The following is a 24602-nucleotide window of genomic DNA, read 5'->3' as shown; positions in this document are numbered from 1 at the left end:
TGCGCCAAACGACACCCCGATTCGAACCCGCAATGCCTTCACTCTCATTTCCAACGACCTAGACCGATGCCGTGCATAGGGCACCATCGATCATCTCATGTATAACCAGACGTGAATAAGCGTGACTAACTATGGAGGGCAGCCATCCATGACGAAAAGAACCAAGTGGATCATCGGAACGCTCATCGCACTGCTCGTACTACCTTCCAGCTACATGACCTACGTCTATTTATCCATCAAATCCACGGTGAACGAGATCTATGAAGAACGACCGCGTCCACAGATGCTTCCGGAGGGCGTCCAGGTGCAAGACATGAAGGGGAGCAATGCACCGAGCGCTGCACCGAAAATTACCCGCAAGGCGACGCCGTTTACCGTGCTGATCCTCGGGGTGGATGAAAGGCCATCGGACAGCGGGCGGTCGGATGCGATGATATTCATGGCGGTTGATCCGGACAAGGGCTCCGTATTGATCTTTAATATTCCTCGCGATACACGGACAGATATCGTCGGCCGGGGCACAGTAGACAAAATCAATCATGCCTATGCCTTCGGCGGGGTGGATATGTCCATTCAGACGGTGGAGCATTTCTTAAAGGTGCCGGTCGATTATTATATCAAGGTGGATATGGAAGGCTTCGCGGATATCATTGATACGCTGGGCGGCGTGACTGTACATAACGACATGGAGTTTGATTATGCCGGCTTTCATTTTGGCAAGGGTGAAGTGACGCTGACCGGTGAGATGGCGCTGGCTTTTTCACGGATGCGTTTTGAGGACCCGAGAGGCGATCTCGGCCGAAATTCAAGGCAGCAGGAAATTATTAAGGCGATCATGCACAAGGCGATGAATGTATCAACGGCCTGGAAGCTGGAGCAGATTCTCGATGATATTAAAGGCAGTGTGAAGACGAATATATCCTTTGACGAGATGAAGATTCTCGTGTCGGATTATCGCCAGAAGCTCCGGCAGATTGAACAGGTTGAAATCCAGGGGCATGGCCAAAGAATCAATGGGATCTGGTATTACATCGTCAACCAGCAGGAGCAGGAGCAAATCCAGTCCCGATTGTACAGTCATATGAACAGCGGTGAGTAAAGGAAAACTAACCAGCAAACCAAACTAATACGATCAAAGATAATCTGTGCTATTTACAGGGAAGCAGACAATATATCATGGAATGAACACTTGCGCATCCATAGTCGCTTAGACAGCGAGCATGGATGCTTTTTTGCGTGTCGCTCAGGTGCCGCATGCGGGATGGTCGCTGCGGTTTTGACTGCGGCTGCCGCTGGCGTCGCCCGGCAAACAGTTCGAAATAACGACAACCTGCGCAGAATCCATGTCGATTTATGTTGACAATCCCGGATAAATTTAATACATTTCAGGTTAGGATACAATTTGTATCCTGAATAATACTATGATTCCCCTAGAGAGGAACTATCCACATGAGTGATATAAAAATGTACTGCCTGATCTGCAGGCGGATCGTGAAGGTGGCCGAGGGCGGGGAAGTGTTCAAGACGGGATTCTATCGATATCATACGCCAATGGGCATCTGTGTTGCTTGTCAACAAAAGAACAGGCTGCCCGGCGGCGACAGCGAGGAGCATCAGGGTAAGGGCAACGTCCAGCTTCAAGAACCACTGTGATATAATAAGGAAATGATGGATCATTATGGTGACCGTAGTTGGGTTAATCTGTAGTAGGTAATGGATGCGTTACGCCTGAAGAACACATACAAGGAGAACTTGAATATGCAGGAACCGCTCGTAAGACTGATGGGAGTCACCAAGAAAATATCATCAAGGGTGATCGTGGACAACCTGACCTTTGATATTCCTCAGGGTCAGGTATTCGGCTTTCTCGGGCCGAACGGGGCCGGGAAGACAACCACGATCCGGATGATGGTCGGTTTGATGTCCATCACCGAAGGGGATATTACGATCGGGGGCCGGAGCATTCGTCATCATTATGAACAGGCTGCCGCCCAGATCGGTGCCATCGTTGAAAATCCCGAGATGTATAAATTTATGTCGGGTTATAAAAATCTGATTCACTATGCCCGCATGATGCCCGGCATTACCGAGGAGCGGATAACGGAGGTTGTCAACCTTGTCGGCCTGGGCAATCGAATCCATGATAAGGTGCAGACCTATTCGCTCGGCATGCGTCAGCGGCTTGGCGTGGCTCAGGCGCTTCTTCATCGTCCGAGGCTGCTCATTCTGGATGAGCCGACGAACGGGCTTGATCCGCAAGGAATTCGCGAGCTGAGGGACTACCTGCGCAAGCTGGCGCAGGAGGAGGGGACAACGGTGTTTGTCTCCAGCCATTTGTTGTCGGAGATGGAGCTGATGTGTGATACGGTGGGCATTATCAGTCAGGGGAAACTGGTCGATGTCCGCGCCCTGAGGAACGCTCACGGCGAGCCGGAAGCGGAGGATACGGCCTTTATCGTCAGCGATCCAGCAAGAGCGGCAGAGGTGCTGCAATCCGCTGATCCGACCGTTCAGGGCAGCAGCGTCGTTGTGCGCGGCACCCCGGACATGGTGGCGGAGATGAATGCACGGCTAGTGAGTGCAGGGGTGAACGTATACGGGATTATGCCTGTTACGCGTTCGCTGGAGGATCAATTCCTGGAAGTGACAGGAGGGGAAGCGATTGAATAATTTCATCCGTCTTGTCGCGAACGAGAATATGAAAATTTACAGCCGTCCGCGCACATGGGTCATGCTGGGCCTGCTGGCGCTGTTCAGCTTGGCGATGCCGGTCCTGCTCTATCTGACCGGAGCCGATATGGACCTGTGGACGGTGTTTACGTGGACCGAAAGCTTCACCTATTTGCTGAACATCATATTTGCAGTTGTCATTGCTTCCGATCTGGTCGCTGGAGAGTTTAGCTGGGGAACGATCAAGCTGCTGCTGATCCGGCCTTGGAGCCGGGGCAAAATCCTGTTCTCCAAATATATTGCCATGCTGCTGTTCGGACTGCTGGGCACTGTCATATTGTCTGTTGTCGGGATTGTTTCATCAGCTCTGTTATTCAGTGGGAACCAGGCGATGGGCGCCGGCTTCGAACAGTCGCGGATGCTGGATTCCATGCTGCTGGTGCTGACCGATCTCATTCAGCTTGTGGTCATTGCCACGATCACCTTCATGCTGTCCACCGTGTTTCGCTCCAGCAGTCTGGCGATCGGCTTGTCGCTGCTTATTCTGTTTACGAAGGATCTGTTCGGCATGCTGTTCAATCCGGAGAAGCATGTCTGGGCGAAATATGTTCTTCTGCTCCATACCGATCTGAGTGTGTATATCCATTCACCGGTAGGCCCAGGAGGGACAAGCCTGGCGTTCTCCATTGCGATCCTGGCAGGGTATTCCATCCTGTTCCTGCTCATATCCTGGTGGGTATTCACCAAGAGGGATGTTACAACATGATACAAAAGGAGCTCCCATACATCTCATCCAGATGCGAGGGGGCTCCTTTGTTGTTTCTGCGAAAGCGGGTATGGATGATCGTGAATGCCGGGCCAGTGCGCATCATGGAGGCATTCATTACTGCCTTAGCCCACATCCGAATGCTTTACAGGCAGTACGCTGAGCTCCGAGCTCTCCTGAGCGGCGCTGTTCGTCTGATCCTCCATGCGGCTGACGCCGTTAAGCTGGCCGCCTTCCATCACGATCAGGGAGGAAGCCACCACATTGCCGAACATTTTCCCGGTCGGCGTGATCGTCAGCTTGGTTTCCGCCGTGATGTCCCCATAGACCATGCCAGCGACGATGACTTCGTTAGCCGTAATGTTGGAGCGGGCGACTGCGCTTTCGCCAATCGTGACGCTGCCTTGGCTTTCGATCGTTCCCTTGAAGCTGCCGTCGATCCGAAGGTCGGCATTGCTCTGCAGGGAGCCCTCCATTTCCGTTCCCGGACCGACGAGTGTGTCCATTCGAAGCGCTTGACGTCTGGCTTTCCTGTTTCTTCGCATGTTGATTCCTCCTGTTTACTTTTATTTTCATTGCAGATACGGCATCGGGTCGACGGTTTGATTGTTTTTGACCACCTGGAAATGAAGATGTGGTCCTGTACTGCGGCCGGTATTGCCGAGCTTGCCGATGATGTCGCCTTGCTGGACCTGCTGGCCAACAGACACGTTAAGGCTGTCCAAATGCATGTACCACGTTTCCAAGCCGTTCGGATGCTCGATGACGGTGTAGATCCCGCGGGCGCCGCTTCGCTCTGCGGCGGTGACTATGCCGGAGCCTGCCGCATAGATCGGATCGCCGACACTTCCGGCAATGTCGATGCCGGCATGATAGGCGGAACGGCCGGTGAAGGGATCGCTGCGGTACCCGAAGCTGGAGGAGATCCTCTTGGAAACCGTGGGCCACAGTGACGGTGTTCCTTCCAGCATGACCTGGGTCTCCAGCGCCTGACCCAGCGTGCGGGGAATGTGGGATTCCATCCGGGAGATCAGCGCCTGAATCTCGGCAAAATCATCGCGGGTTTCCCTGGCCAGCGTGAGCATTTCATTCTCATGGACCGCGATAAATTCCCCGCCGACAAACATCCCTTGCTCCATGCTGACCGATGACGTTGCATCCTTGAACGTACCGTTTTCCTTGATGAACTCCTGGAGCTCCTGCTCCAGCTGCTGAACCCGCTCCATCTGGGCTCTGGTCTCCTTGGCCTCGCCTGACAGCTCGATGATGGCCTTGTTCAGCCGTTCGATGGCCGCGTCCTTATCGGTGACGGTAACCTCCATCTGCAGCGCTTCAAGGCTCTTCAGCGCGAGCTGCTGCTCCAGCTGTGTAATGGTCTGGGCGGACTGGATCTGGAGGGAGACGATCAGCCCGGCAATGGACAGAACAGCTGCGGCAGGCACGGCGATCATCATCGGCTTGGACAGTTGTACCTGCTTGACAGAATGCTGGGCATCCCGAAGAACGAGGAGGGTCAAGCGTCCCTTTTGCTGCGCGGTTTTCATGACATCACTCCTTTCGATTCGGAAAATAGGGGATTTCCATACGTCAGATCGGGTCGAGCATACTCCTTATCTTCTATGTATTCTACTTTCTCGGAGAACATGTCAAAAAAATAGGGCGAGCCTATTTTTATTCATCATGACAGGTTATTGGTTATGTATTGAATAAATAGCTGGAAGAATGGACAATGATGAATCTTGAGGCTGCTCCTGCTGTGCAGGGCATTATACCGATGCAGCGGCACGGACTCGCTGTTCGCATTATTCCAATTTTAGCGATTATCATACTAGTTAGGAGGCTGCCCCTATGCAGTGGCTTCTGCTTGCACTCATGGCTTTTGTTTTACAGATGGCAGCGGTCCTGCTGCTGGAATTCCGCAATCCGTCGAAGACGGTGGCATGGCTGTTTATTTTATTTTGTCTTCCGTTTCTCGGTTTCGTGCTCTACTTTTTTATCGCCAGGGACTATCAGAAGCGGTTCAAGTTCCGCGACAAAGGATCAAAAGTATTTCGGGAAATTCGCGAGCATCTGTGGAAGCGGGTGACGGTGGTCGAGAAGCCGGAGGAGATGAACAATCCTGAATTCAGAGGGCATCTGCGGCTGTTCAACCTGCTGAACCATTTGTCTGAGAGCCCGATTACCGGCTGCAACGAGACCCGCGTGCTAACCGATGGCGAGGAGACCTATGCTGCGATGCTCAAGGCGATGGAAGAGGCGAAGGATCATATTCATGTGGAATTTTATATTTTCAGACATGACAAGATTGGCACCAAGTTTCAGGATGTGATGATCCGTAAGGCGAAAGAGGGCGTCAAGGTTCGTCTCATCTGCGATGGCCTCGGCAGCTATAAGCTGAAAAAAGCGTTCATCCGGCGATTTCAGGAATCGGGGGTGGAGTTCTATTTCTTTCTTCCGGCGATGGTGTCGATGTTCAGTCGGCGCGTCAATTACCGCAATCACCGCAAGATTGTGATCGTGGACGGCACCGTCGGGTTTCTCGGCGGCATTAATGTCGGGGATGACTATTTAGGCAAATATCCGAAGATGGGGTACTGGCGTGACACGCATCTCGAAGTGAAGGGGGATGCGGTTTATTTTCTGCAAAATGTGTTTCTGCATGACTGGCGGCTGGCGTCCGGAGAACGCATCGCGGACCCGCTGCTGTACCCCGAGCACGGCTGCACAGGCGAAGAGCAGGTTCAGATCTTGAGCAGCGGGCCGGATCAGAACTGGAACGCGATTCAGGAAATGTGCTTTGGGGCCATCTCGGTTGCTAAAGAGCGAATATGGATCACCAGTCCCTATTTCATCCCGGATGAAGGCGTGTATGAAGCGATCAAGACGGCCGCCGTGAGCGGGGTCGATGTCCGCATCATTATTCCGGACAAAGCCGACACGCGCCTGGTGAAGCTCGCCAGCCTGTCTTATGTGGAGGAGCTTATGGCTGCGGGCGTGTCCTTTTACGAATATGAAAAAGGGTTCATTCATGCCAAGGTGATTATCGTCGATGAGATTCTGGGCTCGGTGGGCACGGCGAATATGGACATGCGCAGCTTTTTTTGCAATTTCGAGCTGACGGCTGTAATGTTCAACAAGCGCCCGATTGACGATCTTGTCGCCGATTTTGAAGAGGATCTGCGGAACAGCCGCCCGATCGAGTGGGAGTCCTTCCATAAGCGTGGAGGCAGGCAAAAAGCGGCGGAGATTCTGTGCAGAATGCTGTCTCCGCTGCTGTAGCAGCCTGATATCTATGTGATCATAAGTTCCGGTTGGTGGCAGACACAGCGCAGGTGCACGCTTGCGGTATATGGCGTTTCATCATTTTATGTTAAAATATATATATAGCTGCAGCTCATAAATATATGAAACACAGATCCTCAGAATGAACGGGGGAAATTTATGTCAAGTCATGTAAAGGTTCTTGCGCATGAGGAAGAGGAGCAGCAGAAGCCGGAGAATCTGAAGGCGGGCGCGGTCCCGAAAAGGCTTCTCCGCCGTCTGGTGTTTTTGACTTTCGGTGCGTTGTTTATGGCTGTAGGGCTGGAGATTTTCTTAGTCCCCAACAAAATTATTGATGGGGGGATCACCGGGGTATCGATTATGGTTGCCCATTTTACCGGCGTTCCGCTCGGGATATTCCTCGCCTTGTTCAATCTGCCATTTCTGTTTATAGGGTATAAACAGATTGGCAAGACATTTGCCTTGTCCACACTGTATGCCGTGCTGGTGATGTCCACCGCAACGTACGTTCTGCATCCGGTCAAGCCGCTTACGATTGATCCGCTGCTGGCGGCCGTCTTCGGCGGCATATTTCTCGGCGTGGGCGTCGGGCTTGTCATTCGCTCGGGCGGATCGCTGGATGGTACGGAAATCGTGGCGATTCTGATCAACAAGCGAACGCCGTTCTCGGTCGGGGAAATTGTGATGTTCATCAACGTGTTCATCCTGGGCAGCGCGGGCTTTGTTTTCGGCTGGGACCATGCGATGTACTCGCTGATCGCTTATTACCTCGCTTTCAAGCTGATTGATATTACGATTGAAGGCATCGACCAGTCCAAATCGGTCTGGATCATCAGCGACAAGTACAGGGAGATCGGCGAAGCCTTGACCCAGCGTCTGGGCCGCGGCGTCACTTACCTTGAAGGAGAGGGCGCTTATACCGGCGACAGCAAAAAGGTCATCTTCGTAGTCATTACCCGGCTGGAGGAAGCGAAGCTGAAATCGATTGTGGAGGATTGGGATTCCCAGGCTTTCCTGGCCGTCGGGAACATTCATGATGTGAAGGGCGGGCGCTTCAAGAAGAAGGATATTCATTAGGCCGGAAGAGCCGGGCCGGACTTCGCATCGCTCAGGCTGGACCGGAACGATATAGAGGATCAGCGGAACATAGTAGTCATAGATATAGTAGTCATAGATACAGGCTGTCCAAGAGAATGCGGGTGCGTTCTTGCGGGCGGTCTTTTTTTTGGCCTTCTGGAAGCTTGCTGAAAATTCCATTTGAAACAGAACATATGTTTGGTTTATGATGGGGAATATAGATTGCAGCACTGGCATTAGAAGGGGAGGCGGGTTGCCATGCCAACGACAACTTATGAGACCGTAACTACGAAGCAGACGTTAAATCGGGTTCAGGAGGAGCGAATGCCTTTTGACTGGTCGATTAATCCGTACCGGGGCTGCGCTCACGGCTGCAGCTTCTGCTATGCAAGGGCCTTTCAGTCCTTCATGGGGCTTGGAGCGGAGGATGAATTCCAATTTCGCATTATGATGAAGAGCAATGCAGCCGAGGCGCTGGAGAAGCAGCTGTCTGGCATGGCGCGCAAGCTCGGCCACGACATCGATGCGCTGGGCAGACAGATCGGTCAGGTGACCATCGGGACTGCGACCGATCCTTACCAGCCGATTGAGGGTAAGGCCGAAATTACGAGGGCGTGCCTGAAGGTGCTGGCCAAATACCGGATCAGCACCAGCATTACAACGCGGTCGCCCCTCGTGCTCAGAGACCTGGACATTCTGACGCAGATGAAGGATGTATCGGTGAACATCAGCATCAATACGCTGGATCCCGGCATCATCCGCAAGCTGGAGCCTGCCTCCCCGCATCCGCACCAGAGGCTTGAAGCGCTGCTCGGGCTATCGGAGGCCGGTATTCAGACCGGGATATTTGCTGCGCCGGTGCTTCCGTTCATTACCGACGAGGAAGAAGGTTTGCGCCAGCTGCTTATGGCAGCGAAGGAGCGTGGAGCGGCGTTTGCCATGATCTCTCTGCTCCGGCTGTCCAAGGATGTGAAGCGCTGGTACATGCAGACGCTGAAGGAGCAATTTCCGGACAAGCTCGCTTCGTATTATGAGCTGTACCGAGGTCCTTATGCAGAGGAAGGATACGTCCGTTCATTCAAGCAGATGGCTGCGAAGCTGCTTGCGCAGTGCGGCATGAACGACGGATCGGCACCGGCTCAGCCTCGGGTGAAGGCTGCAAGCACGAGAAAGCTCCCTCGTCCTTCCGCAGAAGTGACGGTGAGGGAGCTTACACCGGAGGTCGAGCAGCTATCCTTTCCGTTTTGAGCCCCGGCCCGTTCCGGTCTTCAGATGACGAATGATATCCTGTACCGGCTGCGGAGGCAGCATTTGCAGAAGATCGCCCTTTTCTTTCAGACGCTCTTCGATATTGAGCAGATGGAAGTCGGTTGGAGACACATTGGACTTCACCTCTTCCCAGGTCAGCGGCGTGGAGACGGTGGCAAGCGGACGGGCCCGCGGCGTATAGGGAGCTGCGAGCGTTCTGCCGCTGTAATGCTGGAGGTAGTCGAAATAGATCTTGTCTCCGCGATGTTTCTTCAGCCGCTCAATGGTGAACAGCTTCGGATGCTTCTCGGTCACGTATTGACCGACGAACAGCCCCACCGAGCGCAGCTCGTCAAATGTCACGCCTTCGGGAATCGTCACAATAATCTGGACGCCGGTCGCGCCCGACGTCTTCGGCACCGACTCGATGCCGAGCGAGCGCAGCGTGTCGCCGACAATGGAGGCGGCCTCCATGATGCGCGGCTCTTCCGGCAGTGACGGATCCAGATCGATCATCCATTCGCAGGGCAGCGGGCTGCCTGCATAATGGAGCGATGGGTGAAATTCAAGCGCAGCCAGATTGCCGAGCCACAGCAGCTCCGGCAGGCCGTTGAGCAGCACATACCGGATATTCTCATGGACGGCAGTCTGCACGAAGTCCGGAGTTGGCTCCGGGGCGTTCTTCTGATAGAACGATTCGTCCCCCGCCCCATGAGGATAGCGGATCGTGGTCAGCAGCCGGTTGCGGCAGTAGCGGAGCAGGAAGGGGGACAGTGCCGCCAGCTTCTGCAGGTACATCGCCTTGGTGATGCCCACCTCCGGCCACAGCGGTTTGTCCGGGTTCGAGATTTGAATTTCCTGGCCCTCAATGACGAGGGTTCCTTTGACTTGACGCGGCATCCGCTACACCCCTTCTATGGCGAGCAGCTTCGGGTGGCGCATCAGGCCGTCCTGGCTCCATTCCAGAAAGGTAACGGATACCTGGATGGGCCGGCTTAGCCACATCAGCTGCTCTTTCTTCAAGTCGGCATGAAGGACGGGGGGATGAAGCTCGGCGCGATGCTGTCCGGCATAGTTAAGCAGTCGCGCCTTGGTCTGCTCGTTCAGGCCGAGTGAAGCTCGGCCGATATAATGGCCCTCTTCGTTAAACAGCACAAGGCTGGCCACGCGCCCTTCTCTTATGATAAGAGCCATCGCCGAGGCGTCCATCTCGACGGCGATTTTCTTCTTATACCAGTCTTTATGCTTCTTCCCTTCCCGGTATGGGGAGGCCAGGCGCTTCATCACAACGCCCTCCCAGCCGCGTTCCTCCGCCCATTGCCACAGGCTGGCCCCCTCCTGAAACAGATCGGTAATGATTAATCCGGGGATGTTCGGCGCGAGGGCTTTCAGCCGCTGATGCCGCTCCACATAGGGGAGCGTACGCAGGTCTTCGCTGCCGTCAATGAGCAGATCGAACAGCACATAGGTAAAGGCCGGCGCACCGGCACCTGCGCTGCGCGAGCGTTCACGCTGAAGCACTTTTTGAAACACAGGCCGACTGAGCTCCGGGTCGAAAAAAACAACCTCGCCGTCCAGCAGCAGACGGCGACGGCCGAGCTTCTCGACGGCATGGACCACTTCGGGGTAGAGCGAGGTCTTGTTCAGGAGCTTGCGGGAATAGAGCGAGACGCGGCCCTGATCCAGTGTAGCGAGAATCCGGACACCATCCCATTTCAGCTGGTAGCCCCATTCCTCGCCGTCCAGAAGGGCATCTGTTGCTATCGGAGCCATAGGCTCCTTCGGAAGCAATTCCTCTAGCGATTTCATATCAGGAACCGGTCTCGGTCTTCTTCGATTTGGTCCGGCGTTTCGGCTTCGGGCCTTCCGGCTCCGTTTGATCACCGCTGGCTTTAGCAGCAGGCTCCTTGGCTGCTGTCTTGCGCGTCGTTTTCTTACGCGGCTTGGTGGCGGTGCCCGGATCGGTTCCGATCGGCTTCACCGCTTCGATGCTGGCCTGCAGGGCAGCCATCAGATCGACCACATTGGTCTCCTGGCGGGCCGGGGCAATCTTGATCTCTTCGCCAGTCACCTTGCTGTTGATCAGATCAAGCAGCCGCTCGCGGTAATCATCGGTATATTTTTCCGGATCGAACGGTGTGGAAAGCTGGTCGATGAGAAGGCGGGCCATGTCCAGCTCTTTATCGTTCACTTCGGCTTTTTCCGGCAGGTTCGGCACCTGTGAAATCGGGCGGATCTCATCCGGATAGAAAATCGTCTCGATCGACAGGCAGTCATCCAGCACGCGGATGGCGGCTAGGCTGCTTTTGGAGCGGATCGCCATTTTGGCAATGCCGATTTTGCCGGATTGACGCATCGCTTCCATAAGCAATCGATAGGCGTTCGTTCCCGCCTGGTCGGGGGAGAGGTAGTAGGTTTTCTGGAAATAGATCGGGTCAATTTCCTTCAAATCAACAAAATCAAGAATCGTGATGTTCTTGTTGTTCTCTCCGGCAAGCTGGTCGAGCTCTTCTTTTTCAAACAGCACAAACTTTCCTTTCTCATATTCATATCCTCGCGAGATTTCCTCCCAGCCAACCTCCTCCTCGCAGACCGGACATTTGCGCACATACGACAGCGGGCTGCCGCATTCCTTATGGACATAGCGCATCGAGATGTCTTTGTCCTCGGTGGCGGAGAACATTTTGACAGGGACGTGGACCAGTCCGAAGCTGATCGCGCCCTTCCATACCGTATGCATCGATGAAACCCTCCTATTGATAAAGATTCGGCTGTACCGTTCCGCTCGATCTGTGGCTGATATGATTCCTGAATGAATGAACCTATAGGGGCACAAATCCGCAATATAGCAGTTTCTACTAGCTTGCCCAAAACCTATGGCAAATATAAAGGCTCCAAATCGACCACAAAGGGCCTGCCGGCTTGGACTCCTTCAGTTCCGGGAATAATCCCGGCATGAATGTGGCATATTGACGGTGATGCGTCATATCAAGGAGGGATACCGTCATGCTGGAGCCTGAAGCAAACAGACAGTCCGAAGAGATTCAGAAGGATCGGGCCTCCGATCATGCCTCTTCGGGCCCGGTGTCCGGACATCAACCGGACTGGAGCCGACTGACCTCAAGCAAGGAAGATCCGGCTGTCCGGGAGTCGACGATGTTTGATATCGACCGGATGATCAATGAAGGTCTGGGTGGAGGCAATGTGACCGAGGACAACGGCTGGATCGGTGCCTCCACCACCGATACGATGAAGCAGGTGAACGAAGCGCCGAGAGAAGCGCAGGAAGGAGATGACTGATGGATATACAACGTGCAATGGATATATATAACGCCAGCGAAACCTATAAGGTGAGCCTGGAAGGCGAGCCGGTATGGATTGAGCATGTGGACCCGCATAATGGCATGGCGACAGTTCAGGTCGGTTCGCGTCCAACCAATACGCTGACCGTAAACGTAGATAGGCTCAAGGAAGATGAATAGCAGCATGCTCCCGGCTGCCTAGCTGCTGCCTTATGCTTCATTCTGTATGTGCACCGATATACAATGATATAGATGCGATATCGAGATTAAGCGAACGTCAAACACCTTTCATCCGATTCCGTGCTTGTACATGAAGGCCGGGCGAGGATTAAGGTGTTTTTTCATAACTGCACCCAGCGCTGTAGATGAAGATATGCGGTATGCTGCCGGATTATGTTTGGACTCCGGGCTTCCTTGCTGATCAACAATCCTTGCAGGGGGGAAAGCGGACCGATATAATGAAGATCAGGTTATTGCAGCATGGATAGGGGACAAGTTGTTCATCTTCATGCAGCAGGATAAAGGTGGGTTAACGGTGGATATAAGCCATAGCGAAGCACAGTTCCAACTGACCTCCTCGGGGCCGGAGGATACACAGCGGCTGGCTGCCTGGCTGGCAGACAAGGCGGGGCCGGGCACGGTGATCGGGCTGGACGGGGATCTCGGGGCCGGGAAGACGGCATTCTCCCAGGGCTTTGCGAAGCAGCTGGGCGTCAGCGGCGTTGTGAACAGTCCGACGTTCACGATTATTAAGGAGTATGCGGGACGGCTCCCCCTGTATCATATGGATGTCTATCGGCTGTCGCTGGATGAGGCGGACGAGCTGGGGCTGGATGAATATTTTTACGGAGATGGGGTATGCATTGTGGAGTGGAGCCGTCTCATTACGGAGCTGCTGCCGGAGCAATACCTTCATATTCACATGGAGACGATCGATGAGTTTCACCGCACCATCACGCTGACAAGCGTTGGCGAGCCGTACGGCAGCTGGTGCCGGGAATTGACTGAAAAATGGGGTAAATAGAAAATGAATGATCATAACACAGAGCCGCGCCAGCGGTTTTTGGCGTTAGATACGTCCACGGCGCAGCTGGCCGTGTCGGTGCTGGAGGAAATGACGCTGCTGACCGAAATGAACACAAGCGCAGAGCGCAACCATTCGGTGCATCTTCATCCGGTCATGGCCGAGGCGCTGCAGCAAGCCGGGATGACGATGGACGAGGTAAGTGGCATAGCGGTCGGTGTCGGCCCCGGTTCTTATACGGGCATACGCATTGCCGTTACGGCAGCCAAAACCTTGGCCTGGACACTGAATCTGCCGGTCGTCGGCGTGTCCAGCCTGCACGCGCTGGCGTGGGGCGGCCTTGCGGCTGCGGGGAAGAATGGGCAGCCGCCCGAAGGCGGCAGCTGGATCGTTCCGCTGCTGGAAGCGCGGCGCGGGCAGGTGTATACCGCCCTGTTCGGGACGGAGGGCAGCGAGATGAGCGCGCCGGTGCGTCTGGAGAACGACGGCATCCGTCTGATGCAGACGTGGCTTCAAGAGATTAAGGAGCGGATTGCCGGGCTGCCTGAGCAGCGGAGGCCGCAGCACGTCTTTTTTGTCGGCGAGGTCGACATTCATGCCGAGGCGGCAAGGGAGCTGGAAGGATTCGCGGGGACCGGGGTATCGATTTCGCCTTATTCGCTGGAGGGCCGCTGGGTCGGGTATCTCGGCGCCAAGAGGCTGTTGGCCCAAGAGGCGGACGAGCCGCATTCGCTGGTGCCGAACTACACACAGTTGTCCGAGGCGGAAGCGAACCTGCTTCGGAAACGGTGAAGGGAGCGTCGGAACGAGTGAACGAGTCGCAATCGAGCGCGCCATGGGATGAGGAAGGCTTGAGCTTCAGATTAATGACGGAGCAGGATATCCCTGATGTTCTGGCCGTGGAGAGGGAAGCCTTCACCGTCCCCTGGACGGAGGAAGCGTTCCATAATGAACTGAAGCTGAACCATTTTGCTCATTATATGGTGATGGAATATGAAGGCCGGACGATCGGGTATGCCGGCATGTGGACGATCGTAGATGAAGCGCATATTACGAACATTGCCCTCAAGGAGGCCTATCGCGGCCGCAAATGGGGGGACCGGCTGTTAACGGAGCTGATGAAGACGGCGGCTTATATGGGGATGGAGAAGATTACGCTGGAGGTCCGGGTGTCCAACCATGTTGCCCAGAGGCTCTATTTGAAAAAAGGGTTCAGGCCAGCCGGCATCCGCAAAGGATACTACTCCGATAACCATGAGGATGCGATGATTATGTGGGCGGACTTGCCTCCCTACCGGGAGGACGAAGGCACGGAAGGAAGTCAAAGGCTATCATGAATGATATAAAGACGGATCGGCAGCATAGCTGTATATTGGCGATTGAGACAAGCTGTGACGAAACCTCGGTCGCTGTGGTGAAGGACGGATGCGAGGTGCTCTCCAGCGTCATCGCCAGCCAGATTGAAACCCATAAGGCTTTTGGCGGGGTGGTGCCTGAGGTGGCATCGCGGAAACATGTCGAGAGCATTACGAACATTATAGAGGAAGCCATCCGCGAGGCCGGCATCGGGAAGAACGATTTGTCGGCGATTGCGGTGACGCAGGGGCCCGGGCTGGTCGGGGCGCTTCTCGTAGGAATGACGGCGGCGAAAAGCCTGGCGATTGCCTTGAATAAGCCGCTGATTGGCACGCATCATATTGCGGGGCATATCTATGCGAACCGCTTCGTAGGCGAGATTGAATATCCGTCGATGGCGCTGGTCGTATCCGGCGGACATACGGAGCTGGTGTATATGAAAGAGGAAGGCAGCTTCGAGCTGATCGGCAGAACGAGAGATGATGCGGTGGGCGAAGCGTACGACAAGGTAGCCCGTGCGCTCGGGTTTCCGTATCCGGGTGGGCCTCACGTGGATCGTCTCGCGCTTGAAGCCGAGGCGGCAGCCGATTTGCCGCGCGTCTGGCTGGAGGCGGACTCCTATGACTTCAGCTTCAGCGGACTGAAATCCGCAGTGCTGAACGCGGTTAACAAGAGCAAGATGCGCGGGGAAGACGTGCCGGCCGGAGCGATTGCCCGCGGCTTCCAGGAATCGGTGGTGGAAGTGCTGGTGGAGAAGGCCGTCCGGGCTGTGAAGCAGTTCGGAGCGAAGCAGCTGCTGCTATGCGGCGGTGTGGCTGCTAACAAGGGCCTGCGGACGGCGCTGACAGACCGCTGCGAGGCCGAAGGGATTCAGCTCACCATCCCGCCGTTTAAGTATTGCACGGACAACGGGGCGATGATTGCGGCGGCCGCACATCTGAAATGGAAGCGGGAGCGTCAAGATCCGCTTGATTTGAAGGCAGATCCGCAGCTTTCGCTGGAAAGCTGGATGTAAGCCAAAACGTTAGCGGCATGCTTGGCATGCTGTGGCGATGGCATGCGATAGTTCCATGAATATACCAGAGGGCAGTTCCGGGTTGACCGGATGCATTCCCCTTGCAGACGTTCGTCGAGATGAGATCTTGACTTGGGCGGCGGCTGCCGGGAGTGTGTCCGGTCCAAACGGGACTGCTCTTTTTTATCGTGATGGAGGTCGCAAGGATGTCCGCAAAAGTGTGGCGATTCTTGTCAAGATGTGCACAACGTTATCCACATATCCTGTGAAAATTGTGTATAAGTAAGAAAAATGTCGAAATAACGGCGTTTGAAGACGGATTGAAAAGAGGGGATATTCTTTTCAGAAACCCGGGATTTTTTTGTGGATAATGTGAATAATTTAGTGGATAAAGCTGGATATTGCGCGGAAATGGGTGCAGAACAACAAAAAAATGGCCGCGAAGGCCATTTTCAAATCCTACTTATACACTAAAGCTGGGGATAACGCTGTGCATAAGTGCAATATTCGATTTTGAAACAGGTTTGTGAAATTTTTTTATTCCTCCAGCAGGGACTCCCATTCGGCAAAAATCTGCTCGAGCAATTCTTTTTTGTTGTCGACAGTTTCCTGCCGCTCCTGAAGCGCCACATAATCCTGAAAAATTTCCGGACGGGTCATCTCTTCTTCAATCTGGGCAATCTCCGTCTCCAGTGTATGAATCTGCTTCTCCAGGCTCGCCAGCTTCCGTTTGCGGCTGCGCTCCTCCCGTTTCGCCTGCTTCTCGGCTTCAAAGGATACTGCGCCCTGCTTCTCCGGAGCCTCCGGTTTATGCTCCGTCTTGGCCGAATGCCGCGCAAAGGGCTCGGAGGGCTCATCGTTGAAGTCCAGCAGCTCCTGCTTCTTCTCGGTGTAGTCGTCGTAATTGCCCAGGAAATGCTGAACGCCGTCCGGATGAAGCTCGACGATGCGCTCGGCCATTTTGTTCAGGAAGTAGCGGTCATGGGAGATGAACAGGAGTGTCCCCTCATAATCCATGAGGGCGGATTCCAGCACCTCTTTGCTATACAGGTCCAGATGGTTGGTCGGTTCGTCCAGAATGAGCATGTTGGCTTCAAGGAGCATCAGCTTGGCCAGAGAGACCCTGGCTTTCTCCCCGCCGCTTAATGAGCTGATCTTCTTGAGCACATCTTCGCCGCTGAACAGGAAGTTGCCAAGCACGGTCCGGATTCGGGCTTCTTCCATATGCGGATAAGCACTCCACAGCTCTTCCAGCACGGTATGGTTCGGATTGAGCTCCGATTGCTCCTGGTCGTAATAACCGAGCTTGACCTTCGTGCCCCACTGAAAGCTTCCCTCTGAAGGCTGCATCGTGCCGATCAGGCATTTGAGCAGCGTGGATTTGCCGACACCGTTGGGCCCGATCAGCGCCACGGTCTCGCCGCGATGCAGATCGAAAGAGACGTCCCGGAACAGCGGACTTCCCGGTTCAAAGGCGACGGATAAACCGCTCACCTGAAGCACGTCTTTGCCAGACATATATTCCACTTCAAACGAAAAGTGAGCCTTCTTTAGCTCCCCCATCGGTCTGTCCATGCGATCCATCTTTTCCAGCGCCTTGCGCCGGCTCTGCGCACGCTTGGTCGTTGAAGCCCGGACCAGATTGCGCTGAATGAACGCCTCCATGCGGGCAATCTCATCCTGCTGCTTCTCGTACTGCTTCATCTGGGATTCGTATTCGGCCGCCTTCAGCTCGATGTAGCGGCTGTAATTGCCGGTGTAACGCTTCGAGTGGCGGCGTTCAATCTCGACAATGGTCGTCACGAGCCGATCCAGAAAGTAGCGGTCATGGGACACAACGACGAGTGCGCCTGCATAGCCGCGCAGGTAGTCTTCGAGCCAGGTCAGCGTGGCGATGTCCAGATGGTTCGTCGGCTCGTCCAGCATCAGCAGGTCCGGAGCTTGCAGCAGCAGTTTGGCCAGCGCCAGCCGGGTCTTCTGCCCGCCGCTGAGCGTGGCGATCGGCGTGTCCGGTGCGAAGGAGCCGAAGCCCATCCCGTGCAGTACGCTGCGAATCCGCGTTTCGATCTCATACCCGCCGTGGTCCTTGAACCAGTCTGAGCGGACGGCGTAGCGGTCCAGCAGGTCCTGGTAGCGCTTCGGGTCCTCGCTCGATTTCGGATCGGCAATCAGCTGCTCCATCTGGCGCAGTTCCCGTTCAGTCTCCAGCAGCGGGGTGAATACGTCGAGCATTTCCTCCCAGATGGTCCGCGCGGATTGCAGTCCGCTATTCTGGGCGAGATAACCGACGGTCGTTTCCTTGGCCTTGAAGATTTGTCCGCTGTCATAGGACATCTCGCCTGCGAGTATTTTCAGAAGGGTCGACTTGCCTGCGCCATTAACGCCGACAAGACCGATCCGCTCTCTTTCCAGCACCTGAAGATGGATTCCTTCAAGCACAGGGGTAACACCATATAATTTCGTAATGCCATTAGCTTGCAGCAGCATATGATAAGGAACCTCCATATTTCTGTATGCATCGATGATATGCAAATCTTCGATTCTTAATTTTCAGTTTACATGAAAATGGTCGAACAATCGACCTTGAAAGAGGCTGGGGGGATTCTTGGCGAACGAGGGTAACAGTGGTAAACTAAACTTAAATCAACGTGAGGGGACAGGTCATGTTGCCTTTTGAGAGTGAGTATCAGATCGGACCTCCGGCCAAGCAGCAGCGTCAGTTGAAACAGCAGCTCAGGCAGCAGATGTCGAAGCGGCGAGATGCGCTTGCCGAGAAAGCGCGGCAGGAGCTTTCGTTCCTTGCCTGCCGGCATGCGGCCCAGCTAATGGAGCAGCGCGGCTTGCAGCGGATGCTGGTCTACGTCCCGTTTCGCTCCGAGCTGGATTCCCGGCCGCTTGTTGAATGGGCGTGGGGGGCAGGCATCGAGGTGCTCGTGCCGCGAAGCATTCCCCGCGACAGGTCGATGGAGCTGTACCTGCTGCGCAGCTGGGATCAGCTCGTACCGGGAGCTTACGGCATTCTTGAGCCGGACCCTGCTGCTGCAGAGCGGCATGAGGATGCTGCCCCGGAGATCGTGTGGGTCCCGGGACTTGCTTTTGACAGGAAGGGCGGCAGGCTCGGATACGGGGGAGGGTACTACGACCGGCTGCATGACAAGTTGAACAGGCTGCGTCAGGACCCGGAACGGAATGCGCCTGGCACAAGCAAGAGCACGATGTGGATGGGGCTTGCCTACGAGATTCAAGTCGTGGATCAGGTGCCCATGGACAGGCATGATGCGGTACTGGACGGCCTGGTTACGAACGAGGGCTGTACGACACGAAACGAGCAGCATACGGAGGGTGAAGGATGGAACTGAGTCATTTTAACACACAGGGCAGAGCCCGCATGGTCGATATTAGCGACAAGGAAGTGACCGCCCGCATGGCCACGGCCCGCACGACGGTTACGATGCATCCGGATACCCTGGTCAAAATTCAGGAGGGCAAGATCGGTAAAGGAGACGTGCTGGCGGTGGCCCAGGTGGCAGGCATCATGGCGGCGAAGAAAACAGCGGACTTCATCCCGATGTGCCACCCGCTGCCGCTGACCGGAATTGACATCACGTTCGCCGATAATGCGAAGGACGAGCTGTATGTCGAGGCCACAGTGAGAACGACGGGCAAGACGGGGGTCGAGATGGAGGCTTTGACGGCCGTTTCGGCTGCGGCGCTGACCGTCTATGATATGTGCAAGGCGCTTCAGAAGGATATGGTGATCGGGCCGACGATGCTGGTTCGCAAAACCGGCGGAAAAAGCGGCGATTACATAAAGGAACAGAGCGAGCAATGAATTAAAGAGCAGGATAAATACAAAGTTTCGGATAGAGAGGGAAGGGAGAGGGGACTTCATGGTGTGGAAAACGGCGATCCTGACCGCGAGCGACAAAGGCGCGCGGGGGGAGCGTGAAGATACGAGCGCCCAGGTTATCCGGGAACTGGTGGAAGAAGAGCTTGGTGGAGAAATTATTGAATACCGGATCGTCCCGGACGAGCAGGATGAAATTATTGCGGCGCTGATTGAACTGACAGACTACTATCAGCTGGATCTGGTGCTGACAACCGGCGGAACGGAGCTGGCGATTCGGGATGTCACACCAGAGGCGACCAAGCGGGTCGTCGAACGCGAGGTCCCTGGCATCGCCGAGGCGATGAGAGCGACGGTGATGCAGAAGAACCGGGCGGCGATGCTGTTCCGCGGAATATGCGGCATCCGCGGGCGGACGCTGATTCTGAACCTGCCGGGGTCCCCGAAGGGTGTCCATGAGAATCTGGCGGCCGTCATGGATCAGCTTCCCGAAGCCCTCTTGATGGTGACGGGGCAATACCGGGAGCAGTTGTAGGACAGATCGGACAGGCGTTTCAGGCTTGTCGAGCCGGTAATTCTTTCGCGGTTTCGCGCTTTTTGCAAGAACGTCATCTGTATAGTTGTTAAATATTATGGTATGCTGGAATCAATGTGACAATGATGGCAAGCTGTGCCGGAGTATCGACTGTGGACAAATATCCCAATAGGTCCTTGAAGGTCAGCAACACAGGACAAGGAGGAAACATAGAATGGGTAGTACAATAGGTGTACCGGGCTTAATCTTGCTCGTGATTTTGGCGCTGCTGTTGTTCGGTCCGAATAAATTGCCGGAGCTTGGCCGTGCGGTCGGAAGAACGTTCCGTGAATTCAAGAACGGCGCCCGTGAGATTATCGAAGACGAGCCGGCTCCGAAGAAGGAAGATCAAGCTCGCCAGACGGCGGCAGTGGAAGAAACGAAGGCGGATAACAAACGTCTGCCTGAATAACGGTTGGTGTGGGAATATCCCTTCCTTCGGGAGGGATTTTCTTATGTCACGGGTTACAGATAGGATGGTGTGAGTTCAAATATGTCTGATCAAATGAAGCAAATGGCGTTAACGGAGCATTTGGGCGAGCTGCGCAAGCGGATCATTGTGGTCCTCATTGTATTTGTAGCCGGGCTGATTGCGGGGCTGTTCGTGGCGGATCCGATTTACAGATACTTGATTGAAGCGAAGCATGCCCGCACGTTCGAGCTGCATGCGCTCTCTTTTTGGGATGGCATTGGCATTTACATGAAGATTGCAGCCGTGTTCTCGCTCGTCATCTCGATTCCGTTCATCATCTACCAGCTCTGGGCCTTTGTGAAGCCGGGACTACGCAAGGAGGAGCAGAAGGCCACGGTCGCCTATATTCCTTATGCGTTTCTGTTGTTTATTGTCGGGGTGATGTTCGGTTACTATATCGTCTTCCCGATGACCTTGACGTTTACGACAACGATCACCCAGAACATGGGACTGACGGAGACGTACGGAATTATCTCGTATTTCAATTTCATGTTTAATCTGGTGCTGCCGCTGGCGCTGGTGTTTGAGCTGCCGCTGGTGGTCATGTTTTTGACGAGAATCCGGATATTAAATCCGTTAAGATTGAAAAAGATGCGCAAGCTGGCCTATTTTGCACTGGTCTTTATCGCGGTTGTTATTACGCCGCCGGATTTCATCTCCGATTTCCTGGTGACGATTCCGCTGCTGCTGCTGTATGAGTTCAGTGTGTTCCTGTCGGCAGCGATCTACCGGAAGCAGCTGGAGGCGGATATGGAAAGAGAAAGCCGGTATGTGCAGGTCAGCGAGGACGACAACTAGGCAGTTCAGGCTCAGCAGGCGATGGGTTCAGCAGGGAAAGAGCTTAGCTGACAGGCTGCCAAGCCATTCAACAATCAGGATATTAACAGTGGACAGATCGTGACCTATGGAATAAGCGATCTGTCTTTTTTTATGGGCGGTTCAAGGGAGGGGGGTGCCGGCAGCTCGTGTGGCCGATGGATCATGGCCGGCAGGCCGGATTGCTGAGTCTCGTGCCTACAAGCTCGTTCAATTGCCGGACCATGTCGACGGCGGTAGCTTTGAAGCCCTGCCTGGTCCATTCCATCACAAGCCCCAGAGCTGTCGTTATGGTGTAGCTGATCAGGAGGTCGTCATCGATCTCTTCAGGTCGGTCGCTCAGCAGCCGGACCGTGGTCGATTGATGCGACCGAATCCGGCTGTACAGTCGCTGATGCAGATTGGCAGGAGCGGCCAGCAGCGCCTGGAATACCGGCCGGTGTTCATAGATATAGCGAAAGATTCGTAGTGCTTCAGCAGCCAGCTGATTGGCGTGGAGCGTTCGAGATCGTACATAGGGGCGAATCAAGACATGTCCCAGACCGTTCAGAAAATCGTTTGTCACCCGCTCAAGCAGTTCGTCTTTATCCGCAAAATGTTCGCGGAAGGTATCCGGATGGGTGCCCGCTGTTCGGACGATATCGGAGAGGGTTACCTGATCGTAGCCTTGATCCAGAATCAGCTCGATCAGGGCGGACTTCATCGCCTGGGTGCTGTGCTCCATGCTGCATTCATCGGTGAGCTCATACATTATTGATCACCTCGACCTCGCTTTAGACTTCAGAATCCGACAGGTTAAGCGTGCGTTTCTTCATAACATATCGGTCAGGAAGCGGGTTTTGATAAATTTCGAGGCCGGTTCCGGCCTTGGCAGCGACGGGGATCGACACGCGGGATAATAGGCATATTTCGGTCAGGCTTGGATACAATGGTGAGGGGTGTTTTCAGCCATGGGCAAGCAGGATTTCATGTCCCAAAAAATTGATCAAAAAATGAGCAAAGGGCTTGAAATCTTGTGACAACTTGAGTATCATAAAGTTGGTTGTTAGCACTAGCAGACGTCGAGTGCTAATACATATGGCTTTTTGTAATAAAAGCATGTACAACATATTTAAAGGAGGCTATTTTTCATGATCAGACCTTTAGGTGAACGCGTATTGGTAGAACCGATCGAACAAGAAGAAACTACGGCATTCGGGATTGTACTTCCTGATTCCGCTAAAGAAAAGCCGCAAGAAGGCAAAGTCATTGCTGTAGGCAGCGGCTCCCTGAAAGACGGTGTTCGCGTACCTTTGGAAGTGAAGGAAGGCGACCGTGTCATTTTCTCCAAATACGCCGGAACAGAGATCAAATATGAAGGTAAAGAATACTTGATTATGAAAGAAAGCGACATCCACGCGATCTTAGGCTAATCACGCGCCTGCATATATCATGTTTGAATATCCATAATCGACTAGGGAGGTATGTTATACCATGGCAAAAGATATTAAGTTCAGTGAAGAAGCCCGTCGCTCAATGCTTCGCGGTGTAGATGCTTTGGCTAATGCAGTAAAAGTAACGCTCGGTCCTAAAGGCCGCAACGTGGTGCTTGAGAAAAAATTCGGAAGCCCGCTCATCACGAATGACGGTGTAACCATTGCTAAAGAAATCGAGCTGGAAGATGCATTCGAGAACATGGGTGCTCAGCTTGTTAAAGAAGTTGCTACGAAAACAAACGATGTTGCCGGTGACGGTACAACGACGGCTACTGTGCTCGCTCAAGCGATGATTCGCGAAGGGCTGAAGAACGTAACCGCTGGCGCTAACCCTATGGTTGTTCGCAAAGGGATCGACAAAGCGGTTAAAGCGGCTGTAACCGAGCTGCACAACATTGCTAAAGAAGTGAAAAACAAGCAGGAAATCGCTCAGGTTGCTTCCGTGTCCGCTGCGGACGAAGAAGTAGGACAATTGATCGCTGAAGCGATGGAAAAAGTGGGCAAAGACGGCGTTATCACCGTTGAAGAATCCCGCGGCTTCCTGACAGAGATGGAAATCGTAGAAGGTATGCAATTCGATCGTGGCTACATCTCTCCATACATGATTACGGATACGGATAAAATGGAAGCTGTGCTTGAAAATCCATACATCCTGATCACCGACAAAAAAATCAGCAACACGCAAGAAATTCTGCCAATCCTTGAGAAGATCGTACAACAAGGCAAATCCCTTGTTCTGATCGCAGAGGACATCGAAGGCGAAGCGCAAGCGATGCTGATCGTGAACAAGCTGCGCGGCACATTCAACGCTGTAGCTGTTAAAGCGCCTGGCTTTGGTGATCGCCGCAAAGCGATGCTGCAAGACATCGCTGCTCTGACTGGTGGTCAAGTGATTACGGAAGAGCTTGGTCTTGACCTGAAATCCGCAACGATCGAGCAGCTCGGTACCGCTCGTCAAGTGCGTGTAACGAAAGAAAACACCATCATCGTTGACGGTGCAGGCAACAAGGAAGACATCGAAGCTCGCGTGAAACAAATCCGTACGCAGCTCGAAGAAACCACTTCCGAGTTCGACAAAGAGAAGCTGCAAGAGCGTCTGGCTAAACTGGCTGGCGGCGTAGCCGTAATCAAAGTCGGCGCAGCTACGGAAACTGAGCTGAAAGAGCGCAAACTGCGCATCGAAGATGCTCTGAACGCTACGCGTGCTGCTGTGGAAGAAGGTATGGTATCCGGTGGTGGTACGGCTCTCGTGAACGTATACGCTGCGGTTGCTGCTGTAGACGCAGAAGGCGACGAGAAGACGGGCGTGAACATCGTGCTGCGTGCGCTTGAAGAGCCAATCCGTACGATCGCTGCGAACGCGGGTCAAGAAGGCTCCGTCATCGTTGAGCGTCTGAAGAAAGAACAAATCGGTATCGGCTACAACGCTGCTACTGACGAGTGGGTGAACATGTTCGAAGCAGGTATCGTTGACCCTGCGAAAGTCACTCGCTCCGCACTGCAAAACGCTGCTTCCGTAGCAGCGATGTTCCTGACGACTGAAGCGGTGATCGCTGACAAGCCTGAACCAGAAAAACCAGCTGCTGCTCCAGACATGGGCGGCATGGGTGGAATGATGTAATAAAAGGTTCAACAACCCTGCAATATGGCAAGATGAAGGGCTCCCGGGAGGGAGCCT

General features: G+C 54.2%; 27 protein-coding genes. 20 read left to right on the top strand and 7 right to left on the bottom strand.

Features of this window, described 5'->3' with window-relative positions:
- The first annotated feature begins 148 nt into the window (after positions 1 to 148).
- From CHH75_RS10655 to CHH75_RS10640, 4 genes are all read left to right on the top strand, one after another.
- A complete protein-coding gene (locus tag CHH75_RS10655; RefSeq protein ID WP_095398123.1) occupies positions 149 to 1099 on the top strand; it encodes an LCP family glycopolymer transferase in 951 nt (316 codons plus the stop codon).
- A gap of 350 nt (positions 1100 to 1449) precedes the next feature.
- Entirely contained in the window at positions 1450 to 1653 is a 204-nt protein-coding gene (locus tag CHH75_RS10650) for a hypothetical protein (protein WP_095264764.1), read from the top strand.
- A 105-nt stretch (positions 1654 to 1758) separates the two neighbouring features.
- Positions 1759 to 2670 carry an ABC transporter ATP-binding protein gene (locus tag CHH75_RS10645; RefSeq protein WP_095398122.1) on the top strand — a complete coding sequence of 304 codons (912 nt, stop codon included), beginning with the start codon at positions 1759 to 1761 and terminating at the stop codon, positions 2668 to 2670.
- Entirely contained in the window at positions 2663 to 3436 is a 774-nt protein-coding gene (locus tag CHH75_RS10640) for an ABC transporter permease (RefSeq protein ID WP_095398121.1), read from the top strand. Before CHH75_RS10645 ends, CHH75_RS10640 begins: the two co-directional genes overlap by 8 nt.
- A 125-nt stretch (positions 3437 to 3561) precedes the next feature.
- Here CHH75_RS10640 and CHH75_RS10635 read toward each other — a convergent pair whose 3' ends face one another.
- The gene (locus tag CHH75_RS10635) at positions 3562 to 3981 is read right to left on the bottom strand and encodes a bactofilin family protein (protein ID WP_095398120.1); all 420 of its coding nucleotides are present in this window, start codon (positions 3979 to 3981) and stop codon (positions 3562 to 3564) included.
- A gap of 27 nt (positions 3982 to 4008) precedes the next feature.
- On the bottom strand, positions 4009 to 4980 hold the full coding sequence (locus CHH75_RS10630; protein ID WP_095264768.1) for a M23 family metallopeptidase: 972 nt from the start codon (positions 4978 to 4980) through the stop codon (positions 4009 to 4011).
- A 304-nt stretch (positions 4981 to 5284) separates the two neighbouring features.
- Between CHH75_RS10630 and cls the strand changes: the two genes are divergently transcribed.
- The 3 genes from cls to CHH75_RS10615 all read left to right on the top strand — a co-directional run bounded on the left by cls (position 5285) and on the right by CHH75_RS10615 (position 9043).
- Positions 5285 to 6715, top strand: a complete 1431-nt coding sequence (gene cls, locus CHH75_RS10625; RefSeq protein WP_095264769.1) for a cardiolipin synthase — start codon at positions 5285 to 5287, stop codon at positions 6713 to 6715.
- 162 nt (positions 6716 to 6877) lie between these two features.
- Entirely contained in the window at positions 6878 to 7795 is a 918-nt protein-coding gene (locus tag CHH75_RS10620) for a YitT family protein (RefSeq protein WP_095264770.1), read from the top strand.
- A 258-nt stretch (positions 7796 to 8053) separates the two neighbouring features.
- Positions 8054 to 9043 (top strand): SPL family radical SAM protein, encoded by a 990-nt coding sequence (locus CHH75_RS10615; protein WP_095398119.1) that lies wholly within the window; start codon positions 8054 to 8056, stop codon positions 9041 to 9043.
- Here CHH75_RS10615 and ligD read toward each other — a convergent pair.
- The 3 genes from ligD to ku are packed head-to-tail and all read right to left on the bottom strand — an operon-like array spanning position 9026 to position 11783.
- Entirely contained in the window at positions 9026 to 9943 is a 918-nt protein-coding gene (gene ligD, locus CHH75_RS10610; RefSeq protein WP_095398118.1) for a non-homologous end-joining DNA ligase, read from the bottom strand. The genes CHH75_RS10615 and ligD overlap by 18 nt on opposite strands.
- Before the next feature lie 3 nt (positions 9944 to 9946).
- Positions 9947 to 10816: an ATP-dependent DNA ligase gene (locus CHH75_RS10605; protein WP_230875690.1), complete on the bottom strand. Its 870-nt coding sequence runs from the start codon at positions 10814 to 10816 to the stop codon at positions 9947 to 9949.
- Between the two features lie 37 nt (positions 10817 to 10853).
- Entirely contained in the window at positions 10854 to 11783 is a 930-nt protein-coding gene (ku, locus tag CHH75_RS10600) for a non-homologous end joining protein Ku (RefSeq protein ID WP_095264774.1), read from the bottom strand.
- A gap of 266 nt (positions 11784 to 12049) precedes the next feature.
- Between ku and CHH75_RS10595 the strand changes: the two genes are divergently transcribed.
- From CHH75_RS10595 to tsaD, 6 genes are all read left to right on the top strand, one after another.
- Positions 12050 to 12343 carry a hypothetical protein gene (locus CHH75_RS10595; RefSeq protein ID WP_095398116.1) on the top strand — a complete coding sequence of 98 codons (294 nt, stop codon included), beginning with the start codon at positions 12050 to 12052 and terminating at the stop codon, positions 12341 to 12343.
- Positions 12343 to 12525: an H-type small acid-soluble spore protein gene (locus tag CHH75_RS10590; RefSeq protein WP_095264776.1), complete on the top strand. Its 183-nt coding sequence runs from the start codon at positions 12343 to 12345 to the stop codon at positions 12523 to 12525. Before CHH75_RS10595 ends, CHH75_RS10590 begins: the two co-directional genes overlap by 1 nt.
- 361 nt (positions 12526 to 12886) lie before the next feature.
- Positions 12887 to 13369 (top strand): tRNA (adenosine(37)-N6)-threonylcarbamoyltransferase complex ATPase subunit type 1 TsaE, encoded by a 483-nt coding sequence (gene tsaE, locus CHH75_RS10585; protein WP_413773608.1) that lies wholly within the window; start codon positions 12887 to 12889, stop codon positions 13367 to 13369.
- Positions 13370 to 13372: 3 nt separating this feature from the next.
- Complete coding sequence (gene tsaB / locus CHH75_RS10580; protein ID WP_095398115.1) at positions 13373 to 14161, top strand: tRNA (adenosine(37)-N6)-threonylcarbamoyltransferase complex dimerization subunit type 1 TsaB; 789 nt, start codon at positions 13373 to 13375, stop codon at positions 14159 to 14161.
- Between the two features lie 74 nt (positions 14162 to 14235).
- The gene (gene rimI / locus CHH75_RS10575) at positions 14236 to 14706 is read left to right on the top strand and encodes a ribosomal protein S18-alanine N-acetyltransferase (protein WP_095264823.1); all 471 of its coding nucleotides are present in this window, start codon (positions 14236 to 14238) and stop codon (positions 14704 to 14706) included.
- Positions 14703 to 15740 (top strand): tRNA (adenosine(37)-N6)-threonylcarbamoyltransferase complex transferase subunit TsaD, encoded by a 1038-nt coding sequence (gene tsaD / locus CHH75_RS10570; protein ID WP_095398114.1) that lies wholly within the window; start codon positions 14703 to 14705, stop codon positions 15738 to 15740. The genes rimI and tsaD overlap by 4 nt, the downstream gene beginning before the upstream one ends.
- A gap of 537 nt (positions 15741 to 16277) precedes the next feature.
- On the opposite strand, the gene CHH75_RS10565 is transcribed toward tsaD, so the two are convergent.
- The gene (locus tag CHH75_RS10565) at positions 16278 to 18227 is read right to left on the bottom strand and encodes an ABC-F family ATP-binding cassette domain-containing protein (protein ID WP_095398113.1); all 1950 of its coding nucleotides are present in this window, start codon (positions 18225 to 18227) and stop codon (positions 16278 to 16280) included.
- A 176-nt stretch (positions 18228 to 18403) separates the two neighbouring features.
- Between CHH75_RS10565 and CHH75_RS10560 the strand changes: the two genes are divergently transcribed.
- The 5 genes from CHH75_RS10560 to tatC all read left to right on the top strand — a co-directional run bounded on the left by CHH75_RS10560 (position 18404) and on the right by tatC (position 21431).
- The gene (locus CHH75_RS10560; protein ID WP_095264780.1) at positions 18404 to 19099 is read left to right on the top strand and encodes a 5-formyltetrahydrofolate cyclo-ligase; all 696 of its coding nucleotides are present in this window, start codon (positions 18404 to 18406) and stop codon (positions 19097 to 19099) included.
- Positions 19090 to 19572, top strand: a complete 483-nt coding sequence (moaC, locus tag CHH75_RS10555) for a cyclic pyranopterin monophosphate synthase MoaC (RefSeq protein WP_095398112.1) — start codon at positions 19090 to 19092, stop codon at positions 19570 to 19572. Before CHH75_RS10560 ends, moaC begins: the two co-directional genes overlap by 10 nt.
- 58 nt (positions 19573 to 19630) lie before the next feature.
- The gene (locus CHH75_RS10550; protein WP_095264782.1) at positions 19631 to 20122 is read left to right on the top strand and encodes a MogA/MoaB family molybdenum cofactor biosynthesis protein; all 492 of its coding nucleotides are present in this window, start codon (positions 19631 to 19633) and stop codon (positions 20120 to 20122) included.
- A 214-nt stretch (positions 20123 to 20336) separates the two neighbouring features.
- The gene (gene tatA / locus CHH75_RS10545) at positions 20337 to 20573 is read left to right on the top strand and encodes a twin-arginine translocase TatA/TatE family subunit (RefSeq protein ID WP_095264783.1); all 237 of its coding nucleotides are present in this window, start codon (positions 20337 to 20339) and stop codon (positions 20571 to 20573) included.
- Between the two features lie 81 nt (positions 20574 to 20654).
- Positions 20655 to 21431 (top strand): twin-arginine translocase subunit TatC, encoded by a 777-nt coding sequence (gene tatC, locus CHH75_RS10540; RefSeq protein WP_095398111.1) that lies wholly within the window; start codon positions 20655 to 20657, stop codon positions 21429 to 21431.
- 181 nt (positions 21432 to 21612) lie between these two features.
- Here tatC and CHH75_RS10535 read toward each other — a convergent pair whose 3' ends face one another.
- Positions 21613 to 22200, bottom strand: coding sequence for a TetR/AcrR family transcriptional regulator (locus CHH75_RS10535; protein WP_095398110.1), 588 nt, complete (start codon positions 22198 to 22200; stop codon positions 21613 to 21615).
- 379 nt (positions 22201 to 22579) lie between these two features.
- Here CHH75_RS10535 and groES point away from each other — a divergent pair, with 379 nt between their 5' ends.
- Positions 22580 to 22861 (top strand): co-chaperone GroES, encoded by a 282-nt coding sequence (groES, locus tag CHH75_RS10530; RefSeq protein ID WP_095264786.1) that lies wholly within the window; start codon positions 22580 to 22582, stop codon positions 22859 to 22861.
- A gap of 61 nt (positions 22862 to 22922) precedes the next feature.
- Positions 22923 to 24545 (top strand): chaperonin GroEL, encoded by a 1623-nt coding sequence (gene groL / locus CHH75_RS10525; protein WP_095264787.1) that lies wholly within the window; start codon positions 22923 to 22925, stop codon positions 24543 to 24545.
- The last annotated feature ends 57 nt before the right edge of the window (positions 24546 to 24602 follow it).

Origin of the sequence: Paenibacillus sp. 7541, assembly GCF_002276395.1 — a bacterium.
In the GTDB taxonomy this organism is placed as follows: domain Bacteria; phylum Bacillota; class Bacilli; order Paenibacillales; family Paenibacillaceae; genus Paenibacillus_AQ; species Paenibacillus_AQ campinasensis.
Note: the sequence above shows the minus strand (reverse complement) of the source record. Positions and strands in the feature narration are given on the sequence as shown.

Excerpts from the sequence above, each read along its gene's own strand:
- CHH75_RS10655 (WP_095398123.1), top strand. The coding sequence starts at position 149 with ATGACGAAAAGAACCAAGTGGATCATCGGAACGCTCATCGCACTGCTC.
- CHH75_RS10650 (WP_095264764.1), top strand. The coding sequence starts at position 1,450 with ATGAGTGATATAAAAATGTACTGCCTGATCTGCAGGCGGATCGTGAAG.
- CHH75_RS10645 (WP_095398122.1), top strand. The coding sequence starts at position 1,759 with ATGCAGGAACCGCTCGTAAGACTGATGGGAGTCACCAAGAAAATATCA.
- CHH75_RS10635 (WP_095398120.1), bottom strand. The coding sequence starts at position 3,981 with ATGCGAAGAAACAGGAAAGCCAGACGTCAAGCGCTTCGAATGGACACA.
- CHH75_RS10630 (WP_095264768.1), bottom strand. The coding sequence starts at position 4,980 with ATGAAAACCGCGCAGCAAAAGGGACGCTTGACCCTCCTCGTTCTTCGG.
- cls (WP_095264769.1), top strand. The coding sequence starts at position 5,285 with ATGCAGTGGCTTCTGCTTGCACTCATGGCTTTTGTTTTACAGATGGCA.
- CHH75_RS10620 (WP_095264770.1), top strand. The coding sequence starts at position 6,878 with ATGTCAAGTCATGTAAAGGTTCTTGCGCATGAGGAAGAGGAGCAGCAG.
- CHH75_RS10615 (WP_095398119.1), top strand. The coding sequence starts at position 8,054 with ATGCCAACGACAACTTATGAGACCGTAACTACGAAGCAGACGTTAAAT.
- ligD (WP_095398118.1), bottom strand. The coding sequence starts at position 9,943 with ATGCCGCGTCAAGTCAAAGGAACCCTCGTCATTGAGGGCCAGGAAATT.
- CHH75_RS10605 (WP_230875690.1), bottom strand. The coding sequence starts at position 10,816 with ATGGCTCCGATAGCAACAGATGCCCTTCTGGACGGCGAGGAATGGGGC.
- ku (WP_095264774.1), bottom strand. The coding sequence starts at position 11,783 with ATGCATACGGTATGGAAGGGCGCGATCAGCTTCGGACTGGTCCACGTC.
- CHH75_RS10595 (WP_095398116.1), top strand. The coding sequence starts at position 12,050 with ATGCTGGAGCCTGAAGCAAACAGACAGTCCGAAGAGATTCAGAAGGAT.
- CHH75_RS10590 (WP_095264776.1), top strand. The coding sequence starts at position 12,343 with ATGGATATACAACGTGCAATGGATATATATAACGCCAGCGAAACCTAT.
- tsaB (WP_095398115.1), top strand. The coding sequence starts at position 13,373 with ATGAATGATCATAACACAGAGCCGCGCCAGCGGTTTTTGGCGTTAGAT.
- rimI (WP_095264823.1), top strand. The coding sequence starts at position 14,236 with ATGACGGAGCAGGATATCCCTGATGTTCTGGCCGTGGAGAGGGAAGCC.
- tsaD (WP_095398114.1), top strand. The coding sequence starts at position 14,703 with ATGAATGATATAAAGACGGATCGGCAGCATAGCTGTATATTGGCGATT.
- CHH75_RS10565 (WP_095398113.1), bottom strand. The coding sequence starts at position 18,227 with ATGCTGCTGCAAGCTAATGGCATTACGAAATTATATGGTGTTACCCCT.
- CHH75_RS10560 (WP_095264780.1), top strand. The coding sequence starts at position 18,404 with ATGTTGCCTTTTGAGAGTGAGTATCAGATCGGACCTCCGGCCAAGCAG.
- moaC (WP_095398112.1), top strand. The coding sequence starts at position 19,090 with ATGGAACTGAGTCATTTTAACACACAGGGCAGAGCCCGCATGGTCGAT.
- CHH75_RS10550 (WP_095264782.1), top strand. The coding sequence starts at position 19,631 with ATGGTGTGGAAAACGGCGATCCTGACCGCGAGCGACAAAGGCGCGCGG.
- tatA (WP_095264783.1), top strand. The coding sequence starts at position 20,337 with ATGGGTAGTACAATAGGTGTACCGGGCTTAATCTTGCTCGTGATTTTG.
- tatC (WP_095398111.1), top strand. The coding sequence starts at position 20,655 with ATGTCTGATCAAATGAAGCAAATGGCGTTAACGGAGCATTTGGGCGAG.
- CHH75_RS10535 (WP_095398110.1), bottom strand. The coding sequence starts at position 22,200 with ATGTATGAGCTCACCGATGAATGCAGCATGGAGCACAGCACCCAGGCG.
- groES (WP_095264786.1), top strand. The coding sequence starts at position 22,580 with ATGATCAGACCTTTAGGTGAACGCGTATTGGTAGAACCGATCGAACAA.
- groL (WP_095264787.1), top strand. The coding sequence starts at position 22,923 with ATGGCAAAAGATATTAAGTTCAGTGAAGAAGCCCGTCGCTCAATGCTT.